The 20306-nt window shown below is 67.2% G+C and carries 19 protein-coding genes and 2 pseudogenes; 14 read left to right on the top strand and 7 right to left on the bottom strand.

Annotation, left to right across the window (positions count from 1 at the left end):
* Nucleotides 1–26: 26 nt before the first annotated feature.
* Entirely contained in the window at nucleotides 27–812 is a 786-nt protein-coding gene (locus CWS39_RS09220) for a DUF3710 domain-containing protein (protein ID WP_102142595.1), read from the bottom strand.
* The gene (dut, locus tag CWS39_RS09215; protein ID WP_102142594.1) at nucleotides 813–1277 is read right to left on the bottom strand and encodes a dUTP diphosphatase; all 465 of its coding nucleotides are present in this window, start codon (nucleotides 1275–1277) and stop codon (nucleotides 813–815) included.
* A 25-nt stretch (nucleotides 1278–1302) separates the two neighbouring features.
* Between dut and CWS39_RS09210 the strand changes: the two genes are divergently transcribed.
* Nucleotides 1303–1794 (top strand): DUF3093 domain-containing protein, encoded by a 492-nt coding sequence (locus CWS39_RS09210; RefSeq protein ID WP_102142593.1) that lies wholly within the window; start codon nucleotides 1303–1305, stop codon nucleotides 1792–1794.
* Nucleotides 1795–1865: 71 nt separating this feature from the next.
* On the opposite strand, the gene CWS39_RS09205 is transcribed toward CWS39_RS09210, so the two are convergent.
* Complete coding sequence (locus CWS39_RS09205) at nucleotides 1866–2168, bottom strand: DUF4193 domain-containing protein (protein WP_102142592.1); 303 nt, start codon at nucleotides 2166–2168, stop codon at nucleotides 1866–1868.
* A gap of 165 nt (nucleotides 2169–2333) precedes the next feature.
* On the opposite strand from CWS39_RS09205, the gene cei reads away from it, so the two are divergent.
* The gene (cei, locus tag CWS39_RS09200; protein WP_102142591.1) at nucleotides 2334–2987 is read left to right on the top strand and encodes an envelope integrity protein Cei; all 654 of its coding nucleotides are present in this window, start codon (nucleotides 2334–2336) and stop codon (nucleotides 2985–2987) included.
* Between the two features lie 9 nt (nucleotides 2988–2996).
* On the opposite strand, the gene CWS39_RS09195 is transcribed toward cei, so the two are convergent.
* Complete coding sequence (locus CWS39_RS09195) at nucleotides 2997–3821, bottom strand: inositol monophosphatase family protein (RefSeq protein ID WP_199178016.1); 825 nt, start codon at nucleotides 3819–3821, stop codon at nucleotides 2997–2999.
* A gap of 83 nt (nucleotides 3822–3904) precedes the next feature.
* Between CWS39_RS09195 and ppgK the strand changes: the two genes are divergently transcribed.
* The 3 genes from ppgK to CWS39_RS29120 all read left to right on the top strand — a co-directional run bounded on the left by ppgK (nucleotide 3905) and on the right by CWS39_RS29120 (nucleotide 6864).
* Nucleotides 3905–4708, top strand: a complete 804-nt coding sequence (gene ppgK, locus CWS39_RS09190) for a polyphosphate--glucose phosphotransferase (RefSeq protein WP_102142589.1) — start codon at nucleotides 3905–3907, stop codon at nucleotides 4706–4708.
* Nucleotides 4709–4901: 193 nt separating this feature from the next.
* Complete coding sequence (locus CWS39_RS09185) at nucleotides 4902–6446, top strand: RNA polymerase sigma factor (protein ID WP_102142621.1); 1545 nt, start codon at nucleotides 4902–4904, stop codon at nucleotides 6444–6446.
* Nucleotides 6447–6558: 112 nt separating this feature from the next.
* Nucleotides 6559–6864: a methyltransferase gene (locus tag CWS39_RS29120; RefSeq protein WP_199178018.1), complete on the top strand. Its 306-nt coding sequence runs from the start codon at nucleotides 6559–6561 to the stop codon at nucleotides 6862–6864.
* 88 nt (nucleotides 6865–6952) lie between these two features.
* On the opposite strand, the gene CWS39_RS09175 is transcribed toward CWS39_RS29120, so the two are convergent.
* Entirely contained in the window at nucleotides 6953–8551 is a 1599-nt protein-coding gene (locus CWS39_RS09175) for a flavin-containing monooxygenase (RefSeq protein WP_102142587.1), read from the bottom strand.
* Nucleotides 8552–8653: 102 nt separating this feature from the next.
* On the opposite strand from CWS39_RS09175, the gene CWS39_RS09170 reads away from it, so the two are divergent.
* The 5 genes and pseudogenes from CWS39_RS09170 to CWS39_RS09150 all read left to right on the top strand — a co-directional run bounded on the left by CWS39_RS09170 (nucleotide 8654) and on the right by CWS39_RS09150 (nucleotide 13253).
* Nucleotides 8654–9430 carry an SDR family oxidoreductase gene (locus CWS39_RS09170; RefSeq protein WP_102142586.1) on the top strand — a complete coding sequence of 259 codons (777 nt, stop codon included), beginning with the start codon at nucleotides 8654–8656 and terminating at the stop codon, nucleotides 9428–9430.
* A gap of 20 nt (nucleotides 9431–9450) precedes the next feature.
* Nucleotides 9451–10242: an SDR family NAD(P)-dependent oxidoreductase gene (locus CWS39_RS09165; protein ID WP_102142585.1), complete on the top strand. Its 792-nt coding sequence runs from the start codon at nucleotides 9451–9453 to the stop codon at nucleotides 10240–10242.
* Nucleotides 10239–10834, top strand: a pseudogene (locus tag CWS39_RS09160) (alpha/beta fold hydrolase). Before CWS39_RS09165 ends, CWS39_RS09160 begins: the two are co-directional and overlap by 4 nt.
* A gap of 99 nt (nucleotides 10835–10933) precedes the next feature.
* Nucleotides 10934–12289 carry a histidine phosphatase family protein gene (locus CWS39_RS09155; RefSeq protein WP_233213422.1) on the top strand — a complete coding sequence of 452 codons (1356 nt, stop codon included), beginning with the start codon at nucleotides 10934–10936 and terminating at the stop codon, nucleotides 12287–12289.
* 115 nt (nucleotides 12290–12404) lie between these two features.
* Complete coding sequence (locus CWS39_RS09150; RefSeq protein ID WP_233213421.1) at nucleotides 12405–13253, top strand: IclR family transcriptional regulator; 849 nt, start codon at nucleotides 12405–12407, stop codon at nucleotides 13251–13253.
* A 6-nt stretch (nucleotides 13254–13259) separates the two neighbouring features.
* Here CWS39_RS09150 and CWS39_RS09145 read toward each other — a convergent pair whose 3' ends face one another.
* The gene (locus CWS39_RS09145) at nucleotides 13260–14348 is read right to left on the bottom strand and encodes an acyl-CoA dehydrogenase family protein (RefSeq protein WP_102142583.1); all 1089 of its coding nucleotides are present in this window, start codon (nucleotides 14346–14348) and stop codon (nucleotides 13260–13262) included.
* A gap of 77 nt (nucleotides 14349–14425) precedes the next feature.
* Here CWS39_RS09145 and CWS39_RS09140 point away from each other — a divergent pair, with 77 nt between their 5' ends.
* Entirely contained in the window at nucleotides 14426–15451 is a 1026-nt protein-coding gene (locus tag CWS39_RS09140; protein ID WP_142386819.1) for an acyl-CoA dehydrogenase family protein, read from the top strand.
* Here the strand turns inward: CWS39_RS09140 and CWS39_RS09135 are convergent.
* Entirely contained in the window at nucleotides 15365–16834 is a 1470-nt protein-coding gene (locus CWS39_RS09135) for a wax ester/triacylglycerol synthase family O-acyltransferase (protein WP_102142581.1), read from the bottom strand. The genes CWS39_RS09140 and CWS39_RS09135 overlap by 87 nt on opposite strands.
* 134 nt (nucleotides 16835–16968) lie before the next feature.
* Between CWS39_RS09135 and CWS39_RS29510 the strand changes: the two are divergent.
* The 3 genes and pseudogenes from CWS39_RS29510 to CWS39_RS09120 all read left to right on the top strand — a co-directional run bounded on the left by CWS39_RS29510 (nucleotide 16969) and on the right by CWS39_RS09120 (nucleotide 20306).
* Nucleotides 16969–18586: pseudogene (locus tag CWS39_RS29510) on the top strand (AMP-binding protein).
* Nucleotides 18583–19521: an alpha/beta hydrolase gene (locus CWS39_RS09125; RefSeq protein ID WP_233213419.1), complete on the top strand. Its 939-nt coding sequence runs from the start codon at nucleotides 18583–18585 to the stop codon at nucleotides 19519–19521. The pseudogene CWS39_RS29510 and the gene CWS39_RS09125 overlap by 4 nt, the downstream one beginning before the upstream one ends.
* Nucleotides 19512–20306: an SDR family oxidoreductase gene (locus CWS39_RS09120; RefSeq protein ID WP_102142580.1), complete on the top strand. Its 795-nt coding sequence runs from the start codon at nucleotides 19512–19514 to the stop codon at nucleotides 20304–20306. The genes CWS39_RS09125 and CWS39_RS09120 overlap by 10 nt, the downstream gene beginning before the upstream one ends.

Here is a 20306-nt window from a genome sequence, read left to right as displayed (position 1 = left end):
AGCGCAACTCCGCGCGCCCAAATCGCTTACCCGCCGGTGATTGTTCGCAGCTGCTGCATCGCGGTGCCCTGCGCGCTGCGGCGGGCCGTGGGCTGCGGCGGCTGCTGCTGCTCCGGCGGCTGCTGCGCCTGCTGGGCCATCTGCGCGGCGGCGGCCCGCAACTGCTCGGCCATCGGCTCGGGCAACTGCACGGCCAGCGGGGTGCGCACCGGCAGCGGGGTGTCTCCGCGTCGAACCACCGTGTCCGCCAATGCATTTCGGGCTTCTTCAGCGAGCGCGTCGATGGTCTCCGCGGGACCGTTGACCACACAGCGGATCATCCACCGGTAGCCGTCGATGCCGATGAACCGCACCATGCTCCGACTGTTCCCCGGGTCGCTTCGCTCCTGTCCGCCGCCCGATGCCGTGCCGACGACCTCGCGGCCCCACGGGCCGTCCTGGATGCTGACCTTGGCCGAGTCCTTGCGCAGCGAGTCGGCGAGTTCACCGGCCACTTCGCGCCACAGCCCGGCGGTTTTCGGCGCGGCGTAGGCCGCGACGGTGAATCGGCCGTTCGGCGTCACCACCCACACCGCGCTGGGCACGCCCGCCTCGTTGAGTTCGACCTGCACCTGCCCGGCTTCGGGCATCGGAATCAACACCGACCCCAGATCGAGCCTGCCCAGTGCCGCGACGGACGGGTCGTCGAAGTCCTCGATGTCGAATGGCCCTTCGAGCTCCTCGTCGACGTCAGCCGCCGAGGACTCGACGACCTCGTCAGGGCCGCCCGCGTCGCCGATGTTGTCTCTACTCTTACGTTTTCCGAATGCCATCTACAAACTCGCATGTCCGCCGGAGGAACCGTGGCCGCCGTCGCCACGGGAAGTGTCGGCCAGGCCGGCCTCGTCGAACGACGTCACCTCGACCAGCTCGGGCAGCTCCACTCGCTGCACCAGGAGCTGGGCGATGCGGTCGCCGCGGTGTACGACGATGGGTGTGTCCGGGTCGAGGTTGATCAGCGTCACCTTGATCTCACCGCGATAGCCCGCATCGATCGTGCCCGGGCTGTTGACGATCGAAAGTCCCACGCGGGCAGCCAAACCCGAGCGCGGATGCACCAATCCGACCATCCCGTACGGGATGGCGACCGCGATTCCCGTCGGGACCAGTGCCCGCTGTCCCGACGCCAGTTCGACGTCGAGCGCACTGTACAGATCGATGCCGGCGTCGCCGTCGTGGGCGCGTTGCGGCATCGGCAAGTCGCGGTCCAGCCGGACGACCGCCAGAGAAGTGGACACGACGACAAAGATTACTCTTGGCCGCGTGTCCGACACGCGCGCAACCGCCCAAACGGTGCGCTATCGCGAACGGCTCTGGGTGCCGTGGTGGTGGTGGCTGCCGGGTCTCGGGCTCGCTGCGCTGATCGCGTACGAGGTGACCCTGGGCGTGCGCAGCCTGCCCACCTGGCTGCCGTTTGCGGTGTTGTTGCCGGTGGCCGCGGCGGTGCTGCTGTGGTTCTCCAAGACCGAACTGCGAATCGTCGGCAATTCGGCGTCCGACATCGAACTGTGGGTGGGCCCCGCGCATCTGCCGGTCAGCGTGATCGCCCGCTCCGCCGAAGTACCGCAGTCGGCGAAATCGGCGGCGCTGGGCCGCCAGCTGGACCCCGCGGCCTACGTCGTGCACCGCCCGTGGGTGGGCCCCATGGTGCTGCTGGTCCTCGACGATCCCGACGATCCCACGCCTTATTGGCTGGTCAGCTCCCGTCATCCCGACCGCGTGCTGGCCGCATTGAGCGGCTCCCCAACGAATTGACTCTGCGTTCCGGGCGCAAAGCGAGAAGAGTGCGCCCTCAACGCAGAGTCATCAATGAAAACCCGAGGAGATCAGGCCGCGCAGTCGGTGCAGAGCATCACGCCGTTCTTCTCGCTGGCCAGCCGACTGCGGTGATGCACCAAAAAGCAGCTCGAGCAGGTGAACTCGTCCGCCTGCTTCGGGATCACTCGCACCGACAACTCCTCGCCAGAGAGGTCGGCGCCGGGTAGTTCGAAGTTTTCGGCGGATTCGGACTCGTCGACGTCGACGACGGCCGACTGGGCTTCGTTACGCCGAGCCTTCAGTTCCTCGAGTGAATCCTCGGAAACATCGTCGGTCTCGGTGCGCCGTGGGGCGTCGTAATCGGTAGCCATCGTCCTCATCCCCTCCGTATACGTTGCAGCAGAGCTTTGTACCAGCGTCGAACGCATCCACCAAACGATTCGTGCCCGTATTGACACGCGTTCCACTGTGATTTACATCACACTCTAAACGCCCAGGTGGGAGGCCCGCAAAGCAACACGCTCTACAGTGCAAGGGTGGTCGCGCAAATCACAGAAGGCACCGCGTTCGATGAACACGGTCGCCCCTTCCGGCGCCGGAACTATACGCCGGCAATCATCGTCTTCGCATCGCTGGCGGTCGTGACGATGTTGGTCTGGGCGTTCGCGCTCAACCAGCCCACCGCCGTCCACGAGGCGACGATCTGCAATCCGCCGCCCGCAGCGGACCCGACGCAGCCCGCTCCGAGCATCGGCGAACAGGTGAAGCGCGCCGACATGACGGAAGTGAGCCCGGCGAAGCTCGCCGACACCCGCATCCGGGTGCTCAACGCCAGCGGGGAGGGCGGTCAGGCCGCCGCGATCGCCGGGCAACTGCGCGACCTGGGATTCGCACAACCCGAGGCCGCCAACGACCCGGTGTACGCCAGCGCGCGCCTGGAATGTCAGGGCCAGATCCGGTTCGGTGAGGCCGGCCGCGCGGCCGCCGCCGCGGTATGGCTGGTGGCGCCGTGCACGGAGCTGTATCTCGACCAAAGACCGGACGACACAGTCGATTTGGCGATCGGGACGGAGTTCGCCGAGCTGAGCCACAGCGACGACATCGAGGCGGTGCTGGCAAGCCTGCGGCCGGATGCGACGCAACCCGCCGATTCCAAGCTGCTGTCGAAGATTCACAGCAGCGCCTGCTGAGCCCCTCGGTCAGCGCACAGCGTCCTCGAGGGCCGTCGCAATACCGGGTGCCGCGGCGATCACCCGCGCCGGCCCTGGCACATCGGGCGGCGGCAACAGCACCCGCGCGCCCGCCTCGGCCGCGACCAGCGCCGCGGCGGCCCAGTCCCACACATGCACACCGTCCTCGTAGTAGCCGTCGAGCCGGCCGGCGGCCACCATGCACAGGTCCAGCGCACACGACCCGATCCGCCGGATGTCGCGCACCCGCGGCAGCACCCTGGTGAGCAACTGCGCCTGCAAGACCCGCTGCTCGGGCGCGTACGAGAAGCCCGTGCCGACCAGCGCCATCGACAGATCGTCGGCGGTGCTGCAGCGCAGCGGCGTGGTCACGCTGCCGCGTCGCAGCGTGGCACCGTGGCCCAGGGCGGCGGAGTACACGGCGCCGGCGGCCACATCAGCCACCGCGCCGGCGACCGATGCACCGTCTCGTTGGGCGGCCACCGACACCGCATAGGCCTCGATGCCGTAGACAAAGTTCACCGTGCCGTCGATCGGGTCGAGCACCCACGTGATGCGACCGTCGCGGACGTCGGCCGCCCCGCCCTCCTCCTCCCCGAGCACGTGCTCCCCCGGGCGCAGCTCGGCCAATCTCTCGCGGAGCAATCGTTCGGCCTCGGTGTCGACGGCGGTGACGGGGTCGGTCGGGGTGCTCTTCGACCTGACGGCGGGGGTGGATCCGGGTGCGCCCTCGAACACCTCGGCGCGGCGGCGCCGCACGAAGTCGGCCGCCTCGGCGGCCAGCTGTTCGGCCACCGCACGCAGCGCAGGCGGGTCGTTGTCGTGATCGGTCACCGAACTATCGCAACACATATGCAGTACCGAGCTACTAGTCTGAGTGGCGCGTCGCACGTGCCCGTCCGGACCAGAGGAGCGCCATGACCGCGACCGATTCGCCCACTGCCGATCCCAGCACCAACGGAGGTTCGCAGCGCCGTGGATTCGGCGTCGACGTCGGCGGCAGCGGCGTCAAGGGCGGCATCGTCGACCTCGACACCGGCCAGCTGATCGGCGAGCGGTTCAAGCTCGCCACGCCGCAGCCGGCCACCCCCGACGCGGTTGCCAAAACCATCGCCGCGGTGGTCAAGGAATTCGGCTGGACCGACAAGCTCGGCGTGACCTACCCCGGAGTGGTGACCAACGGGATCGTCCATACCGCCGCCAACGTCGACAAAGCGTGGATCGGGTTGAACGCACCAGAAGTCATCGGCGCACAACTCGACGGTCAACCGGTCACCGTGCTCAACGACGCCGACGCGGCCGGACTGGCCGAGGAGAAGTTCGGCGCAGGCAAGGACAACACCGGGGTCATCGTGTTGCTGACATTTGGCACCGGCATCGGCTCGGCGGTCATCCATAACGGTGTGCTGCTGCCCAACACCGAGTTCGGCCACCTCGAGGTCGGCGGCAAGGAAGCCGAGCATCGCGCCGCGTCCTCGGTCAAGGAACGCAAGGGCTGGAGCTACGAGCGCTGGACGCAAGAGGTCACGAAGGTGCTCGTCGCGATCGAGAACGCGATCTGGCCCGATCTGTTCATCGCCGGTGGCGGAATCAGCCGCAAGGCCGACAAATGGGTACCGCTGCTCAAGAACCGCACCCCGGTGGTGGCCGCGGCGCTGCAGAACACCGCCGGCATCGTCGGCGCCGCCATGGCCGCCGACGTCACCGCGACCACGCTGTAGCCACGCCGGGCGCGCACAATTTGCCGCTCGGGACAGTTCTTTCTCAACAGTGTCGTTACAATGGTCGACGGCGGCCGCCTACCGAATAGCGGCGAGTATCCCCAGCCGATAACAACGCCACATTCGACATAGCCGACGCTTTCGGTGGTGTGCGCCCACGCCCACCGGATTACGCAAGACCGAAAGGGTGTACGTGGCAGCGACAAAGGCAAGCCCGGCAACCGACGAGCCGGTGAAGCGCACCGCTACCAAGACCCCCGCCAAGAAGGCTCCGGCGAAGGCTTCTGCGAAGACCTCCCCGGCGAAGGCGGCGAAGGCCGCCAACGGTGCAGCACCCGCCAAGCGGGCGACGAAGAGCACCGCGGCGAAGAAGGCGGCCCCGGCCAAGGCGGCCAAACCGGCCAAGGCAGCTCCCACGGCGCGGGCATCGCGCGCCAAGGCCGACGCGCCCGCCCCCCGTGGCCGCGCGAAGAAGGACACCGCCGCCGCAGTCGAGGTCGCTGAGGACGTCGTAGCCGACGATCTCGAGGTTGGCGACGATCTCGAAGTCGAGCCCGGCGACGATCTGGTGGTCGAGGACGCCGATCTGGATCTGGAGGATCTGGAAACCGGCGACGACGTGGCCGTCGAAGCCGTCGTCGAAGACGTCGAAGAGGACACCGCGGAGGCCGAGCCCGCTGCCGCCGTCGAGGAACCCGCCGAGGCAGAAGACGAGCTCGCCGAACCATCCGAAAAGGACAAGGCATCAGGCGATTTCGTCTGGGACGAAGAAGAATCTGAGGCGCTGCGCCAAGCCCGCAAGGATGCCGAGCTCACCGCTTCCGCCGACTCGGTACGCGCCTACCTCAAGCAGATCGGCAAGGTTGCGCTGCTCAACGCCGAGGAAGAGGTCGAGCTGGCCAAGCGCATCGAGGCCGGCTTGTACGCCACTCAGAAGCTCGCCGAGCTGGCCGAGCGGGGCGAGAAGCTGCCGGTGCAGCAGCGCCGCGACATGCAATGGATCTGCCGTGACGGCGATCGCGCGAAAAACCATCTGCTGGAAGCGAACTTGCGTCTGGTGGTGTCGCTGGCCAAGCGCTACACCGGTCGCGGCATGGCCTTCCTCGACCTCATTCAGGAAGGCAACCTCGGCCTGATCCGCGCGGTCGAAAAGTTCGACTACACCAAGGGTTACAAGTTCTCCACGTACGCGACGTGGTGGATCCGCCAGGCGATCACCCGCGCGATGGCCGACCAGGCCCGCACCATCCGCATCCCCGTGCACATGGTCGAGGTGATCAACAAGCTGGGCCGCATCCAGCGCGAGCTGCTGCAGGATCTGGGCCGCGAGCCCACTCCTGAGGAGCTGGCCAAGGAGATGGACATCACGCCGGAAAAGGTGCTGGAGATCCAGCAGTACGCGCGTGAACCGATCTCGCTGGACCAGACCATCGGCGACGAGGGTGATTCCCAGCTTGGCGACTTCATCGAGGACAGCGAGGCCGTGGTCGCCGTCGACGCGGTGAGCTTCACGCTGCTGCAGGATCAGCTGCAGTCGGTGCTGGAGACGCTCTCCGAGCGCGAGGCCGGCGTGGTGCGGCTGCGGTTCGGGCTCACCGACGGTCAGCCCCGCACGCTTGACGAGATCGGCCAGGTGTACGGCGTCACCCGTGAGCGCATCCGCCAGATCGAGTCGAAGACGATGTCAAAGTTGCGCCACCCCAGTCGTTCTCAGGTTTTGCGCGACTACTTGGACTGACAGTCCTTACGCGTGTCCGAGAAGCCCCCACGAATCCCGCCGTTGGCGTTGGTCCGCGCGACGGGGGCTATCCGCGCAGGCCTGCATCGTCTGCTGCGCACGCTTGCCCCGGGTGGCATCACCGTGCTCGAGCTCGCTACCGGGGCATGGGTGGAACGACGACGACGCGCAGCGCATCCTTCACATTGTCCGCGACGCGATCGCACCCGGCGGCAAGCTGTTGCTACTGGAAGCTGTGCTGCCGGAACGCCCGTCGCAGATCGACGTGATGTTCGATCTGGAGATGATGGTGGCGCTGCACGGCAAGGAACGCACCCGCGCCGAATGGACGGACCTGTTGGATCGCGCGGGTTTCCGGCTCGACCGCGTCGTCGACACCGCCGGGCCGTTGTCGGTCATCGAGGCGTCACCCGCCTGACACGCATTGCACCGTTCCTTCGCCGAGGTCTGCATCAGGGTTCGCTCGGCGAATTCACGACCATGGCGCAGAAATCGCGTGCCAGCAATCATGCCTCGATGACGTCGAATCCCTTGTAGCCCGCTTCGGCGACCCCGGCGATGATCTCCCCGTAGACGCCGAAGCCCCCGACGAACGGCATGAACACCCGCGGCTTGCCGGGGATGTTGGCGCCCAGGTACCACGAATTCGCTTGCGGCATCAGTGTTCCCGCCGCGCGTCGGCGACATTCTTCGACCCACCCGGCCGCCGCCTCGGGCTGGGCCTCCAGAGCGGTCGCGCCGTGGGCATCCAGATAGGCGATCGCGTCGGCGACCCAATCCACGTGCAGCTCCGAATGCAGCACCATGTTCGCGAGCACCGACGGGCTGCCGGGCCCGGTCATGTTGAACAGGTTCGGAAACCCCGGAATGCCGAGCCCGAGGTAGGTGATCGGCCCGTGCGCCCACGCGTCGTTGAGAGTCAGTCCCCCGCGGCCGATGATGTTCAGCTTGGAGACCGACCCGGTCATGGCGTCGAAACCCGTTGCCAGCACCAGCGCGTCCAATTCGTAATGCGCATCGGTGGTGTGCACGCCGGAGGCATCGATGCGCCGGATCGGTGTCGCCCGCAGGCTGACCAGGTGAACGTGCTCCTGGTTGAACGTTTGGTAGTAGTTGTCGTCGGTACAGATCCGCTTCGTTCCGATGGGATGGTCGTTGGGAATCAGCAGATCGGCCGTCGCGGGATCATCGATGACCGCCCGTATCTTCTCTTCCCAGAACTTCCGCGCGGTCTCGTTGGCTTCGAGCGTGATCATCTGATCGGCGAAGGTTTTGGAGAACAGCACACCGCCCAGCTGCCAACGCTTTTCGTACGCCTCGCGAAGCTCCTCCTCCGACGCCTCGACAGCCAGCTTGGGGTGCGGCTGATGCGGCGAGCCGCCACCGCTGGCCATCGACAACCGCCGTCGCTGCGCGTAGTTCGCCTTCTGACTTGCCCGCGTCGCGTCATCGAGCGGCACATTGCCGGCCGGCACACTGTAATTCGCGGTGCGCTGGAACACGTACAGCTGCGCGGCCTGCCTGGCGATGCACGGAATCGCTTGAATACCAGACGATCCGGTGCCGATAACGCCGACGCGCTTACCGGAGAAATCGACACCATCGTGCGGCCAGCGCGCGGTGTGGTACACCTCGCCGGCGAACGAGTCCAGGCCGTCGATGGCCGGTATGTTCGCGTTCGACAGCGGACCGACCGCCAGCACGCAGAACCGCGCGGACAACACGTCACCGCGGTCGGTGCGAACCTCCCAGCGCAGGGTTTCCTCGTCGAGCACCATATCGGTCACCCGGGTGCTGAAGGTGATGTCGCGCCGCAGATCGAAGCGGTCGGCGACGTGGTTCAAATAGCGCAGGATCTCCGGCTGCGTGGCGTACTTCTCGCTCCAGTCCCACTCCTGCTGCAGGTCCTCATCGAACGAGTACGAGTAGTCGACACTTTCGACGTCGCAGCGAGCGCCGGGATAGCGGTTCCAGTACCAGACCCCGCCCACGCCGTCGGCGGCCTCGATCACCCGCACCGACAGCCCGTCGCTGCGCAACCGATGCAGCGCGTACAGACCGGCGAAGCCCGCACCGACCACCACCACATCGACCGACTCGTTCATAACCGGTGACGGTATGGGCCGCTGGAATCTCGCCGCAGTGGTTGTCCCGCTGGCCGAGACACTTCGCGTCGGCCGCGGCGCCGGACATGGTTGCCTGCGCGAATGACAGCAGAATCACATGTCCTGTCCGGTGTGGTCGCGATCGTCACCGGGGGTGCCCGCGGCCTGGGCGCGGCCTTCGCCCGCCACATCGTCACCAACGGCGGCCGGGTCGTCATCGCCGACCTGCTCGACGCGGAAGGCAAGCTGCTGGCTGGCGAGCTCGGCCCGTCGGCCGCATACACCCACCTCGACGTCACCGACCCCGAACAGTGGGCCTCGGCGGTGACGTTCACCCACGCCGAGTTCGGCACGTTGACGGGCCTGGTGAACAACGCCGGGGTCGCGACCGGCCAGTTCATCGAACACGAGCCCGTCGACCACCTCCGGTCGGTGCTGGAGGTCAATCTGGTCGGGGTGTTCAACGGCATGCAGGCGGTGATCGCCCCGATGCGCGCGGCGGGCGGCGGCTCCATCGTCAACATCTCGTCCGCCGCCGGGCTGTTCGGCCTGGCCCTGACCGCGGGCTACGGCGCGTCAAAGTGGGGTGTGCGCGGACTGACGAAGATCGCCGCGGTGGAACTCGGTACGGATCGCATCCGCGTCAACTCTGTCCATCCCGGAATGACGTATACGCCGATGACCGCTCAGGTCGGCATACAAACTGGAGAGGGCAACTACCCGAACACCCCGATGGGCCGTGTCGGCGTGCCCGAGGAGATCGCCGGGGCGGTCGGGTACCTGTTGTCCGATGCCGCCGCGTACGTCACCGGTGCGGAGATCGCGGTCGACGGAGGCTGGACCGCCGGACCGACTGTGAAATATGTTATGGGACAGTGAGTTTGACCGATGGAGGCGACATGAATCGACTGGACGGCCATCGGATCCTGGTGACGGGCGCGGCATCGGGGATCGGGCAGGCCACGGTGCTGCGGCTGCTGGCCGAGGGGGCCGCGGTGGTAGGCGCCGACATCGCCCCCGACGGCTTGGAGAAGACGCGCCTGAAAGCACAAGAGGCCGGGGCCGACGCCCGACTCACAGCGCTGCTGATGGACGTCGGCGATGAATCCTCCGTGGTCGACGGGGTGAAGTCGGCGCTCAAAACGCTCGACGGCCTGGATTCGGTGGTCAACGCCGCGGGCATCCTGCGGGCGGCGCATACCCATGAGATGAGCCTGGCGGCATGGAACCAGATCCTCACGGTCAACCTCACCGGGACGTTCCTGGTGGTGCGGGAGGCACTGCCGGCGCTGCTGAGGAACTCGCGCAGCGCGATCGTGAACTTCAGCTCCACCTCGGCGACGTTCGCCCATCCGTACATGGCGGCCTACGCCGCGAGCAAGGGCGGTATCCAGGCGATGACGCACGCGCTCGCACTGGAATACGGCCGTCAGGGTCTGCGCGCCGTGTGCGTCGCCCCGGGCAGCATCAAATCCGGAATCACCGACACCACAGGCGGATACCTGCCGTCGGATTCGGATTGGTCGCTGTTCGGTCGGTTGACGCCGATCCTGCCGACGTCACTGGAAGCCAGCGGGGCCGGCATGGCTGACCCGTCGGTGGTCGCGGGTGTCGTCGCGATGTTGGTGTCCGACGACGGCGCGTTCATCAGCGGCACCGAGATCCGAATAGACGGGGGCACGCACGCGTGAGTTTGGCACTCAGTTACGAGACCACGTACCGGGAGATCGCCACACCGACGCGGGTGTATTGCGGTATCACGAATACGGCTACGGGCCCCCGCTGGTGCTGCTTCACGGTTCCGGACCGGATGTCACCGGCTGGCACAACTTCCACGGCGTGCTGGGGGCGTTCGGCGAGTTCTACCGCTGCCTGGTGCTTGAGCACCCCGGCGTGGCCACCGCGCTCGACGCGCTCACCCAGTTCGTCGACACGCTACAACTCGACAGCGTCGACATCATCGGCAACGCGATGGGCGGCGGCGTCGCGATCACCTACGCGATCGCCCATCCGGAGAAAGTCCGGCGCCTGGTCACCGTCGGCGGTCTCGGCTGCGGCCTGCAGCCGTGGGAGGGCATACACCGAATCACGGCGCCGACCCTGATCACCTGGGGTCGCGACGACCGGGTGAGCCCGCTGGACATGGCGCTGATCGCGCTGCGCGCCATCCCCAACGCCGAACTGCATGTGTTCCCCAACTGCGGGCACGGGGCAATGATCGAGCAGCGCGACGCGTTCGTCACGACCGTGTTGTCGTTCCTGCTCCACAAAGAGAGCAACTGACCAGCCATATCCGAGTCCCGTTCTACGGGACCAGCGCTTACTTCGCGGTCGACCGCGAGTTCAACATGACCCTGTCCGCCCAGCGAAAGGGAGTGTTGAATGAACGATCCTCGACGGCGCCAAACCGTGCCGTGGACATATCTGGGCGCCGCCCTGACGGCGTTCGCGCTACTCCTCGGCGTCGCGATTCCCGCGTGGGCCGCCGAGAACATGAGGGTGACGTTCGTGCGTCACGGCGAGTCGGCAGGCAACGCGTCCGGGCTGATCGACACGTCGACGCCTGGTCCGGTGCTCACCGAGTTGGGCCAGCAGCAGGCCCGGGATGTGGTCGACACGCTGGGTGACAACAACTACGACGCCATCTACGCCTCGACGATGGTGCGGACTCAGCTCACGGCGGCACCGATGTCGCAATACCTCGGCCTGCCCATCCAGGTACTGCCCGGTCTGCAGGAGATCGAGGCCGGCGTCTTCGAAGGAACACCGGAGAGTGAAGCCGCCAACGGGTACGCCAGGATCCCGCTTGCATGGGCACTGGCGGGAAACCGCGATGTGGTGATGCCGGGTACGTCGCTCGACGGGCACGCGTTCGACGCCCGGGTGGACGGCGCGCTGAAGACCATGTACGACAAGGGCGACCGGAACGTCGTCGTGTTCTCGCACGGCGGCACCATCATGTTCTGGACGATGATGAACGCCCAGAACCTCACCACCACACAGAAGATTCAGCTGCTGAGCACCGCGCCGTTGGGCAATACCGACTACGTGATCATCGAGGGCAATCCCGAGGACGGCTGGACCTTGGTGGAATGGAACGGCCAGCGGTTCGCCCCCGAGCCCACCTTCGAGCATGAGGTGCAGCTCCAAATGCGCACGCTGACACGGCAGCTCAACGCCGCCGCCCAGCAGGTCACCGATGCGATCGCGACCGGCGACGTGACAGCCGTGGCGACCGCGATCAACCGCAGCGTCGCGACCGCGGCCTTCTCGGTCACGAAGTTCACCCGCGCGATCAATGCCGAAGTCATCGAGCGTGTCGGCAACGCGGTCGAGGAGCAGCCTTCGGAACTGACGAACACGGTGGAGGCAAACACCACGGCGGTCGGCAATGTCGTTGCCGACGTCACGTCGGCCGTCGACATGGTGAAGCCGTTGAAGGCGCCTGTGGCCGATACGGTCACCAAGGCGTCGCCGACCGGCCCGGCGAATGACGTCGTGTCCAACGGCGCAACCGATCTCACCGACGGCAACATGGCCGAGCCCGGCAAGGTCGGAACCACCGCGACCCGCACCCAACAGCGGGTGCGCGAGACGGTCAAGGCGGTCAGCGATCAGGTGGCGGAATCGGTCGACAAGATCGGTGACGCCGTCAAGAAGGCCGCCGATACGGCACGCGACGCCGCCAAGGCCACGACGTCAAATTCCGGCGAGGCTGACTCCGACAGCGAAAGCTGACCACGCGGCAATGGCGCCGCCGCGAAATTGCATTCCGGCAGGCCTCTACTCGCACTTTTGCTGCCTGCACGCAATCTCGCGGCGGCGCCGTCCGCATGGTGGAAGGCTGACGTCCATGCACAAGACCGTCAGCGGCGACGGCGACACCGCGGTGTCGATGGTGGAACGTGTCGCGCTGATCATGAATTCGTTCGATGACCCGGGGAAGCCGTTGCGGCTCGACCAGGTCGTGACCCGGACGGGTCTCCCGCGATCCTCGGTCCATCGCATCCTCAAGCAGTTGCACGGTGCCGGGTTGCTGCAACACCGCCCCGACGGCTACTGCCTGGCGGCCTCGCCGCTGCCGATGACGAGGATGGTCGACCACTCGCGGTTGCGCGGAGTGGCATCGCTGACGCTCGATCGACTGCACGCCGACACCGGCCTGGTGGTCCACCTCGGCGTCTTGCTCGGCGGCGACGTCGTCTATCTCGACAAGGTGGCGGGCCGCAACAGCGCGCTGGTGCCGACGCGGGTGGCCGGCCACACGCCTGCACACGCCAGCGCATTGGGTAAGGCGATGTTGGCCCAACTTCCCGCCGAACAGGTGGATGCGATTGTTCCAGAACGTTTTCGAAAACGCACACCCGCCACGATCGCCGATCTCGCGACGCTGCATCAGGAGCTCTCGCGCATCCGGTCCCGACACGGACTCGCCTACGACAACGAGGAATTCGCGATCGGACTGGCCAGCGTCGCGGCGCCACTGCGCACACCCGACGGTGAGATCGCGGGCCTGTCGTTGACAGGGGCGGTCCCCATGCACCGGCTCCAGCGCACCGCACCGTTTGTCATGCGCGCCGCGCGTCACATCGCCCAACAGCTGGGCAGCACGCCATCCGCGGCGGCGGCGAGCGGCTCGCCGGCCACCGACAGCATCCTGTCGCGGGTGCTGCGCACACTCACCTCCGACGCGTGGGTCTGAGCGGACTCACCAGATGAGGTCGTCGACGTTCAAGCCGAATGCGAACCGGCCGACCACCGACAGCACTTGTTCGACGTTGCTGGCCACGTGCGTGCGCGCGGTCTGCACGTCACGCCATACCCGCTCCGACACATCGTCGTCGACGTCCGAGTGACGGAGGAACGTCTGCACCGCCCGCACGGCCCGCTCCGACGCCATCACCTGATCGCGGCGCGAGCGCAACATCAACTCTGTATCCGGCGCGATGTCGCGGCGTGCGCAATCCATGAGTTCACCCAGATTGCGCCGCATCTGAAGAAGCGACAGGTCGAGATCGGTTCTGGCCATGGCGATCTCGCTGAGTGCCGAGGTGGGATTCGGCGGCCCCACCGCCGACACTGCAAGAGCCGCTCCGAGAATCGGTGCGATCCCGGTGTGGGTGTACATTGTCGGTTGCGGAAGCCGGTAGAGCGGCGCAAGTCCGGCTCGTTGATCCTGGGTGACCCAGCCGAATGTCCGATACCTCGGCACGAGCGCGCCGGAGACCACGACGTCGTCCGCACCGATTCCTCGCAGTCCCAACCCATTCCAGTTCGGCTCGATGACGTAGTCACTCCGCGGCACCAGCGCCACCGCGAAGTCCTGGGCGTCCCCGTCGGCCCCGATGAGCACCGCTGCCGCCAGAAACCACGATGCATGGCGCACGCCGGTGCAATGGTGCCAACGGCCGGACAACCGGAACCCACCGTCGACGCGCTCCAGCCGCCCGGTCGGCGCGTAGGACTCACACAGCAGCGCCTGCGGGTCGCAACCCCAGACATCGCGCTGCGCGCGCTCGTCGAACAGGGCCAGGTGCCAACTGTTCACCCCGAGCCACCCCGCCAACCACCCCGTGGAGGTGCACGCCGACGAGAGTTCCCGCGTCGCCACCAGATAGTCGAACGGCGCCGCCTCGCGGCCCCCGAAAGCCTTCGGCTGCAGCATCGAGAAGAATCCCGCGTCCCGCAGGCGCGCAATCGTGTCGGCGTCGACGGCGCCGTCCCGATCGACAACCGGAGCGGCCTCGGCGATCGCGGGCAGCAGTGCGCGGACCGCGTCGAGCACACTTTGCGTCATCGGCACCGCCCCGTCTGGCTCGTTCCGTGTGTCACCATCGTGGATACCACTGATCGTCGCGCCCCGAGGAGGTCTGGGTGTCTCAGGTGTCCCGGCCCGCCGGTGCGTACGCCTCGGCCCGGGCGATTCTCGACGCCGCCGGATCGACGGACGTTGCGGCGCTTCGCGATTCAGGAATCTGGCGGATGTTGCAGCCGAGCCGATACGGCGGCGCAGGCGTCGACGCCGACGAGTTCATCTCGGCCGTCGAGGGACTCAGCGCGCTCGACGGGTCGGCCGGTTGGCTCACCGCGGCGTTCAACACTGCGGCCTACGACATGGCTGGGTTGCCGGCGGCCGACGACGTCTGGAGCGACGACCCCGACGCGTTGGTTGTCGCGAGCTATCGTCCCGAGGGTCGATTGGTTCGATCCGGCCGCGACCGACGACTGACCGGCCGGTGGCGGTCTGTCGCGGGTTGCGAGTACGCCGGCTGGCTGTTGCTGACCGCGCACGACGAGGATGGCCCATCCGCCATCCTTCTGCCCCGCAGCGACATCGACATCCATCCGGTGCGGCCCCGGCCCGGACTGCTTGCGGCCGGCATCTGCGATGTGACGGTGTCCGAGGCGGCGGTCGCCGAGCATCGAGTGTTCCAATGCGCCAGCGCGCGTGTGGAATTCGAAGCAGCATCGAGGATACCGACGCCTGTGGTCGTCGGCGCTGCGGCGGCCGCCGCCGTGGTCGGATCGGCGGACGGCGTCTGGCGAAGCCACGTCGACCAGGTCCGCGAACGGCTGGCCGTCTCGTACGGCAGCGAAGAGGTGACCGATCAGGCATCGTCGACGACCCAGGTGGCACGGACGGCGTCCGACATCGATGCGGCCAAGCTGCAGATCGCCGCGTCGATCCAACGGTCGGACACGGGTGACGTCGACGTGCGCGCGGCGGCGTGGGCGCATCGGCAGGCCATCGTCCGGGCGCGCGATGCGACCGACCACCTGTTGGCCAGCAATCACCGCCATGCGCTCGACGCCTCAGATCCGGTTACCCGCCTCTGGCAGGACGTCCACGCCGGTTGCCGGCTGACCATACGTCTTCTCGATGGCCTCGATCCGGGCTGACGCCGCCGCCGCCAACTCGGCGAGCTCGGCGGGCAGGTGGTCCGCGATCTCGAATGGGTCGCGCACCTGGTCACCGCACGTGAGCACGCCGATCGTCATCTGATCTTCGTAACTCCACCCGGTGAAGTTCAGCCCCATCGGAAACACCAGCGGGCCGGTCGAGATGAGCTTTTCGATCGGCGCCCCGCCCCAGTAGAGCCGGCGCTGTGGGCCCCGCATGTTGGAGGCGATGAGGCTGAACATCGGCCGGCGACTGATCCGCGCGCCGAGGATCGGCAGCACCCGGGAGTAGAGCCAGAACAGCGGCCAGTACTCCATCCAGTCGTGCTGCAGGAACGCGTCGCGCTCGGCCTGCACCTCGCGGGCGGTCTTGGTGGCGGTGGCAATCGCGTGTAGCCGCTCCACCGGATCGGCGATATGGGTGGCGAAGTCGACGTTCCAGCGGGCCACCTGATTGCCCCACTTCACCTCGGCACCGGGCGGCCGCATCGACACGGGCACCACAGCGGTCAACGGTTCGTCGCTCAATTTCCCTGTGCGGTACAGGAATTCGCGAAGCGCGCCGCTGCAGATCGTCAGAAATACGTCGTTCACGGTGACACCGAACGTCGTCGCGACCCGCTTGATCTGCCGCATCTCGCAACCGCGGTAGGCGAACCGGCGATCCGAGGTGAGCGGCTCGTTGAACGGGGCCGGCGGCGCGGCGAATGCCTTGGCATAGCCGGGTTTGCCGGCTTTCTGGCGGCGCCGGATGATGCCGGTGACGCGCACGGTGCGGGCGATGATGCCCGGAAACCTTGCGAGCGCGGCGAGTTGATGCCGCAGCACCAGCGGGAACCACACCCATGGCGCCGGCCGCCGCTCATCGGGCATCGGGTTCCGTCGCGGCGTCGGCAGCGGAGTCTGCGGGTCGCTGCTGAACATCGCCTCGAGAAGGCGCAGCGAGGCCGCCCCGTCGGCCACGGCGTGGTGAATCTTCAGCATCAACGCGATCCGCCCGTCGGCAAGACCGTCTATGTACCACAGCTGCCAGGCAGGACGGTTGCGGTCCAGGCGCGCTTCGAAGATCGAGCTCATCGCCGCCGCGAGCTCACGATCGCCGCCCGGTGCCACGGCGGTAGTGCGCTTCACGTGGTAGGCGATGTCGAGCTGGGGGCGTGCGATCCACCACGGCCGACCGAACCCGATGCGCGGCATCAGCAGCTGCCACTGCAGTGGTTCGACCTGCTCTACCAAACCTGAAACGGCATCCTTGACCGCCTCGAAGGTCAGCGGCACCCGCCCGTGGCTCGGGTCGAGCACCACGACCTTCATCGTGTGCTGGGGTTGCACGTCGCTCTCCCACGCCAGGAAGCTGTTGTCCTCGCCTTTCAGACGCCGCATCGGTCACCTTTCCCGTCGAACCCGTTGTGGTGTGGCTTACATCTACGCGCGTGGTGTGCGGAAGCAGACAAGATGTCTCGGTCAGCGAGACTTTCCGGTGAGCCGGGCGTGGCGTCGCCCCTACCGTGCCGGGCATGAAGTACGTCGTCGATACCGCCCGCCGGCTCCGTACCACCGCCCGCAGCGTGAGCGTGCTGCGTGACGCCGGCCTGTCCGGAGGCATCGTGGACGGCATCCGGTCGGCGAAACTGGTGCGCGCCTACGGTGGGTTCGCCGGGGTCATCGAGGCGGCCGCGGTGAACAACCCCGATGCGTTCGCCGTCACCGATGAGGCCGGTGATCTGACATTCGCCGACCTCAACGGTCAGATCAACGCGTTGGCGCGGGCGTGGACCCAGCGGGGTATCGGATCGCGCGACGTCATCGCGGTGCTGTGCCGCGATCACCGGGGACTGCTCACCGCCCTCGCCGCGGCCGGCAAGATCGGCGCACAGCTGCTGCTGATGAACACCGGGTTCGCCAAGCCCCAGCTCGCCGACGTCGCCCGACGCGAAAACGTCACCGTCTTGGTCTACGACGACGAATTCAGCGAGCTCCTCGGCGCCATCGACGGGAGCGTACGGCGATTCGTCGCCTGGACAACCGACAGCCCACCCGACGGCTCCATCGAGGGGTTGATCCGATCGGCTTCCACCGCACCCGTGCCGGCGCCGGCGAAGCCGGGCGGTCTGACGCTGCTGACCAGCGGGACGACGGGCACCCCGAAAGGCGCACCGCGTGGCAAAACCTCTCCCCTGTTCTCCGCGCAACTGCTGGACCGAGTTCCGCGGCGCCGCAACGAAACAGCGATGCTGGCCGCGCCGATGTTTCACGGCACCGGGCTGGGCCAGGCGGTGCTGTCGCTGGCGCTCGGCAACCGGCTGGTGCTGCGCCGCAGGTTCGATCCCGAGCAGACGCTGCACGCCGTCGACGCGTACCGGTGCGACGTGCTCGTCGTCGTGCCGACCATGCTGCAGCGAATCATGGCCCTGCCCGAGGAGGTTCGCGACCGCTACGACACGTCGTCACTGCGGATCATCTTCGTCTCCGGATCCGCCGTGCCGCCCGACCTGGTCGTGCGCACCATGGACGAGTTCGGACCGGTGCTCTACAACCTCTACGGCTCAACCGAGCTGGCCGTGATGACCGTCGCCATGCCCGAAGACCTCCTGCACGATCCGAGGACAGCGGGACGGCCCCCCGGTGGGCTGCGCCGTCAAGCTCTACGACAAAGACGGCAACGAGATCACCGCGCCGCACACCATAGGCCGCATCTTCGCCGGCAGCAACATCAGCTTTTCGGGCTACACCGACGGCCGGCGCAAGGAAGTCATCGACGGGCTGCTCAGCAGCGGCGATGTCGGCCATTTCGACGAGACCGGACGGCTTTACGTCGACGGACGCGATGACGACATGGTGATCTGCGGCGGTGAGAACGTCTACCCGCTCGAGGTGGAAAACCTGATCAGCGCCCACCCCGCCGTCGACGAAGTGGCCGTCATCGGTGTCGACGACCCGGACTTCGGCCAGCGTCTCAAGGCGTACGTGGTGCCCGCCGGCGACGCCGCCGTCCGGCCCGACGACATCAAGGAGTATGTGCGGGCAAACCTGGCGCGCTACAAGATTCCTCGCGACGTCGAGTTCCTCGCCGAATTGCCGCGCAACGCCACCGGCAAGCTGCTGCGCGGGCAGCTGACGGGCGGCGTCAAATGACGGACACAGCCACGATGCAGCAGGAGCTGGCGGCCCGGATGAGCGCTGCGTTCGCCTCCGGTGACGCGGTGCGCGTGCGCGCCAGCCTTAAGGCCAGTCGCAGACCTGCCATCCCGGTTCCCGTCGATCGGGTCGAGGACCGCACCATCGGCGAATCCGGTGTGGGCGTTCGCATCTACCACCCCGCGGCCGCGGGTCGTTCCGGTTCGGGGTTGCCGGCGCTGGTGTACTTCCACGGCGGCGGGTTCGTGCTGTGTGACCTCGACTCACACGACTCGTGCTGCCGCAGACTGGCCAACGGCATTGGCGCCGTGGTGGTTTCGGTGGATTATCGGCTGGCCCCGGAGTTTCCCTTCCCGGCCGCCGTCGACGACGCCTGGACGGCTACCGAGTGGGTGGCGGCCCATATCGACGAGCTCGGCGGTGATCCGACACAGCTGGTGGTGGCCGGCGACAGCGCCGGCGGCAATCTGGCCGCCGTCGTCGCCATGATGGCCCGCGATCGCGGAGGTCCGCCGATCGCCTTTCAGGTGCTGATCTACCCGGTCGTCGACCAGCGCCGAAAGTCCTCGCTGGACAGTCCGCACACCGCGAGCGGGGTGCTCACCGCAGCGCACATGCAGTGGTTCACCGAGCAGTACCTCGGCGCCGACGGTGACCGTACGAACGTGTTGGCCTCGCCCATCCTCGGCGACTTCAACGGCTTGCCACCCGCTCACGTCGTCACCGGCGAACTGGATCCGCTGTGCGAAGAGGGCGAGGAGTTCGCCGCGCGGCTTCGCGCGGCCGGTGTCCCCGCGACGGTTCGGCGGTATGAGCGGGGCTTTCACGGATTCTTCAACCTGGCCGACCACCTTCCGGCCGCCCAGCAAGCCACCGACGACGTGTGCGCGGTCGTGCGTAGCGCGTTGAGAGGGGAATCACCATGCAGTTGAGGAACACCCGCGCGCTCGTCACCGGCGCAAGCCGCGGACTGGGCAAGAGCATCGCCGAGGTACTCGCGGCGCGCGGCGTCGACGTTGCCCTGGTGGCCCGCAGCGATTCGATTGAGGTGCTGGCAAAAGAGCTGGACGGCAAGGCATATCCGACCGACCTCGCCGACCCCGGCGCGGTAGAGGACCTGATCGAACGGGTAGAGGCCGACGGCCCGATCGATGTACTGATCAACAATGCCGGCATCGACCGGGTTGGCCGATTCCCCGAGGCCAGCGCACAAGAAGTCCGTGATCTGTTGCAGGTCAACCTCAATGCCCCGATGGAGTTGTGCCGGCAGGCGATGCCCCGCATGCTGTCGCGTGGACGCGGCCACATCGTCAACGTGTCGTCGATGGGCGCGATCTCGACGGGACCCGGCGTCACCTTGTATGGCGCATCGAAGGCCGGGCTCAGCCACTTCACCGCGGGCATCCGGTCCGAACTGCGCGGCAAACCGGTGAACACCACGCTCGTTCAGATCGGTGAGGTCAAGACCGACATGATCGACCACATCCGGGAATTCGGTCCGGCACGCCGCACGATCGAGCGGTCGTTGAAGTGGAAGATGTTGCCACCCGAGGCGTTGGAACCCGAGGAGGTCGCGGTGGCCGTCGCGGAGGCCATCGAGCGCAACCGTCGCCACGTGATCCTGCCGCGCCGCATCGCGATGATGGCCACCTTCACCGAGTTTCCGCGCCGGGTGTCAGAGATCATGCTGACCGGCATCGATCAGGACTCGGACTGA

Source organism: Mycobacterium hubeiense, from assembly GCF_002838065.1.
Lineage (GTDB): Bacteria > Actinomycetota > Actinomycetes > Mycobacteriales > Mycobacteriaceae > Mycobacterium > Mycobacterium hubeiense.
The sequence above is the reverse complement of the archived record's forward strand: the minus strand, read 5'-3'. Positions and strand labels throughout refer to the sequence as shown.

What these genes read in the sequence shown, in the direction of transcription:
- CWS39_RS09145 (WP_102142583.1), bottom strand. Translation starts at nt 14,348, where the DNA reads ATGACGCAAAGTGTGCTCGACGCGGTCCGCGCACTGCTGCCCGCGATC.
- CWS39_RS09205 (WP_102142592.1), bottom strand. Translation starts at nt 2,168, where the DNA reads ATGGCTACCGATTACGACGCCCCACGGCGCACCGAGACCGACGATGTT.
- CWS39_RS09220 (WP_102142595.1), bottom strand. Translation starts at nt 812, where the DNA reads ATGGCATTCGGAAAACGTAAGAGTAGAGACAACATCGGCGACGCGGGC.
- CWS39_RS09170 (WP_102142586.1), top strand. Translation starts at nt 8,654, where the DNA reads ATGACAGCAGAATCACATGTCCTGTCCGGTGTGGTCGCGATCGTCACC.
- CWS39_RS09150 (WP_233213421.1), top strand. Translation starts at nt 12,405, where the DNA reads ATGCACAAGACCGTCAGCGGCGACGGCGACACCGCGGTGTCGATGGTG.
- CWS39_RS09135 (WP_102142581.1), bottom strand. Translation starts at nt 16,834, where the DNA reads ATGCGGCGTCTGAAAGGCGAGGACAACAGCTTCCTGGCGTGGGAGAGC.
- CWS39_RS09155 (WP_233213422.1), top strand. Translation starts at nt 10,934, where the DNA reads ATGAACGATCCTCGACGGCGCCAAACCGTGCCGTGGACATATCTGGGC.
- CWS39_RS09125 (WP_233213419.1), top strand. Translation starts at nt 18,583, where the DNA reads ATGACGGACACAGCCACGATGCAGCAGGAGCTGGCGGCCCGGATGAGC.
- ppgK (WP_102142589.1), top strand. Translation starts at nt 3,905, where the DNA reads ATGACCGCGACCGATTCGCCCACTGCCGATCCCAGCACCAACGGAGGT.
- CWS39_RS09120 (WP_102142580.1), top strand. Translation starts at nt 19,512, where the DNA reads ATGCAGTTGAGGAACACCCGCGCGCTCGTCACCGGCGCAAGCCGCGGA.
- CWS39_RS09165 (WP_102142585.1), top strand. Translation starts at nt 9,451, where the DNA reads ATGAATCGACTGGACGGCCATCGGATCCTGGTGACGGGCGCGGCATCG.
- CWS39_RS09175 (WP_102142587.1), bottom strand. Translation starts at nt 8,551, where the DNA reads ATGAACGAGTCGGTCGATGTGGTGGTGGTCGGTGCGGGCTTCGCCGGT.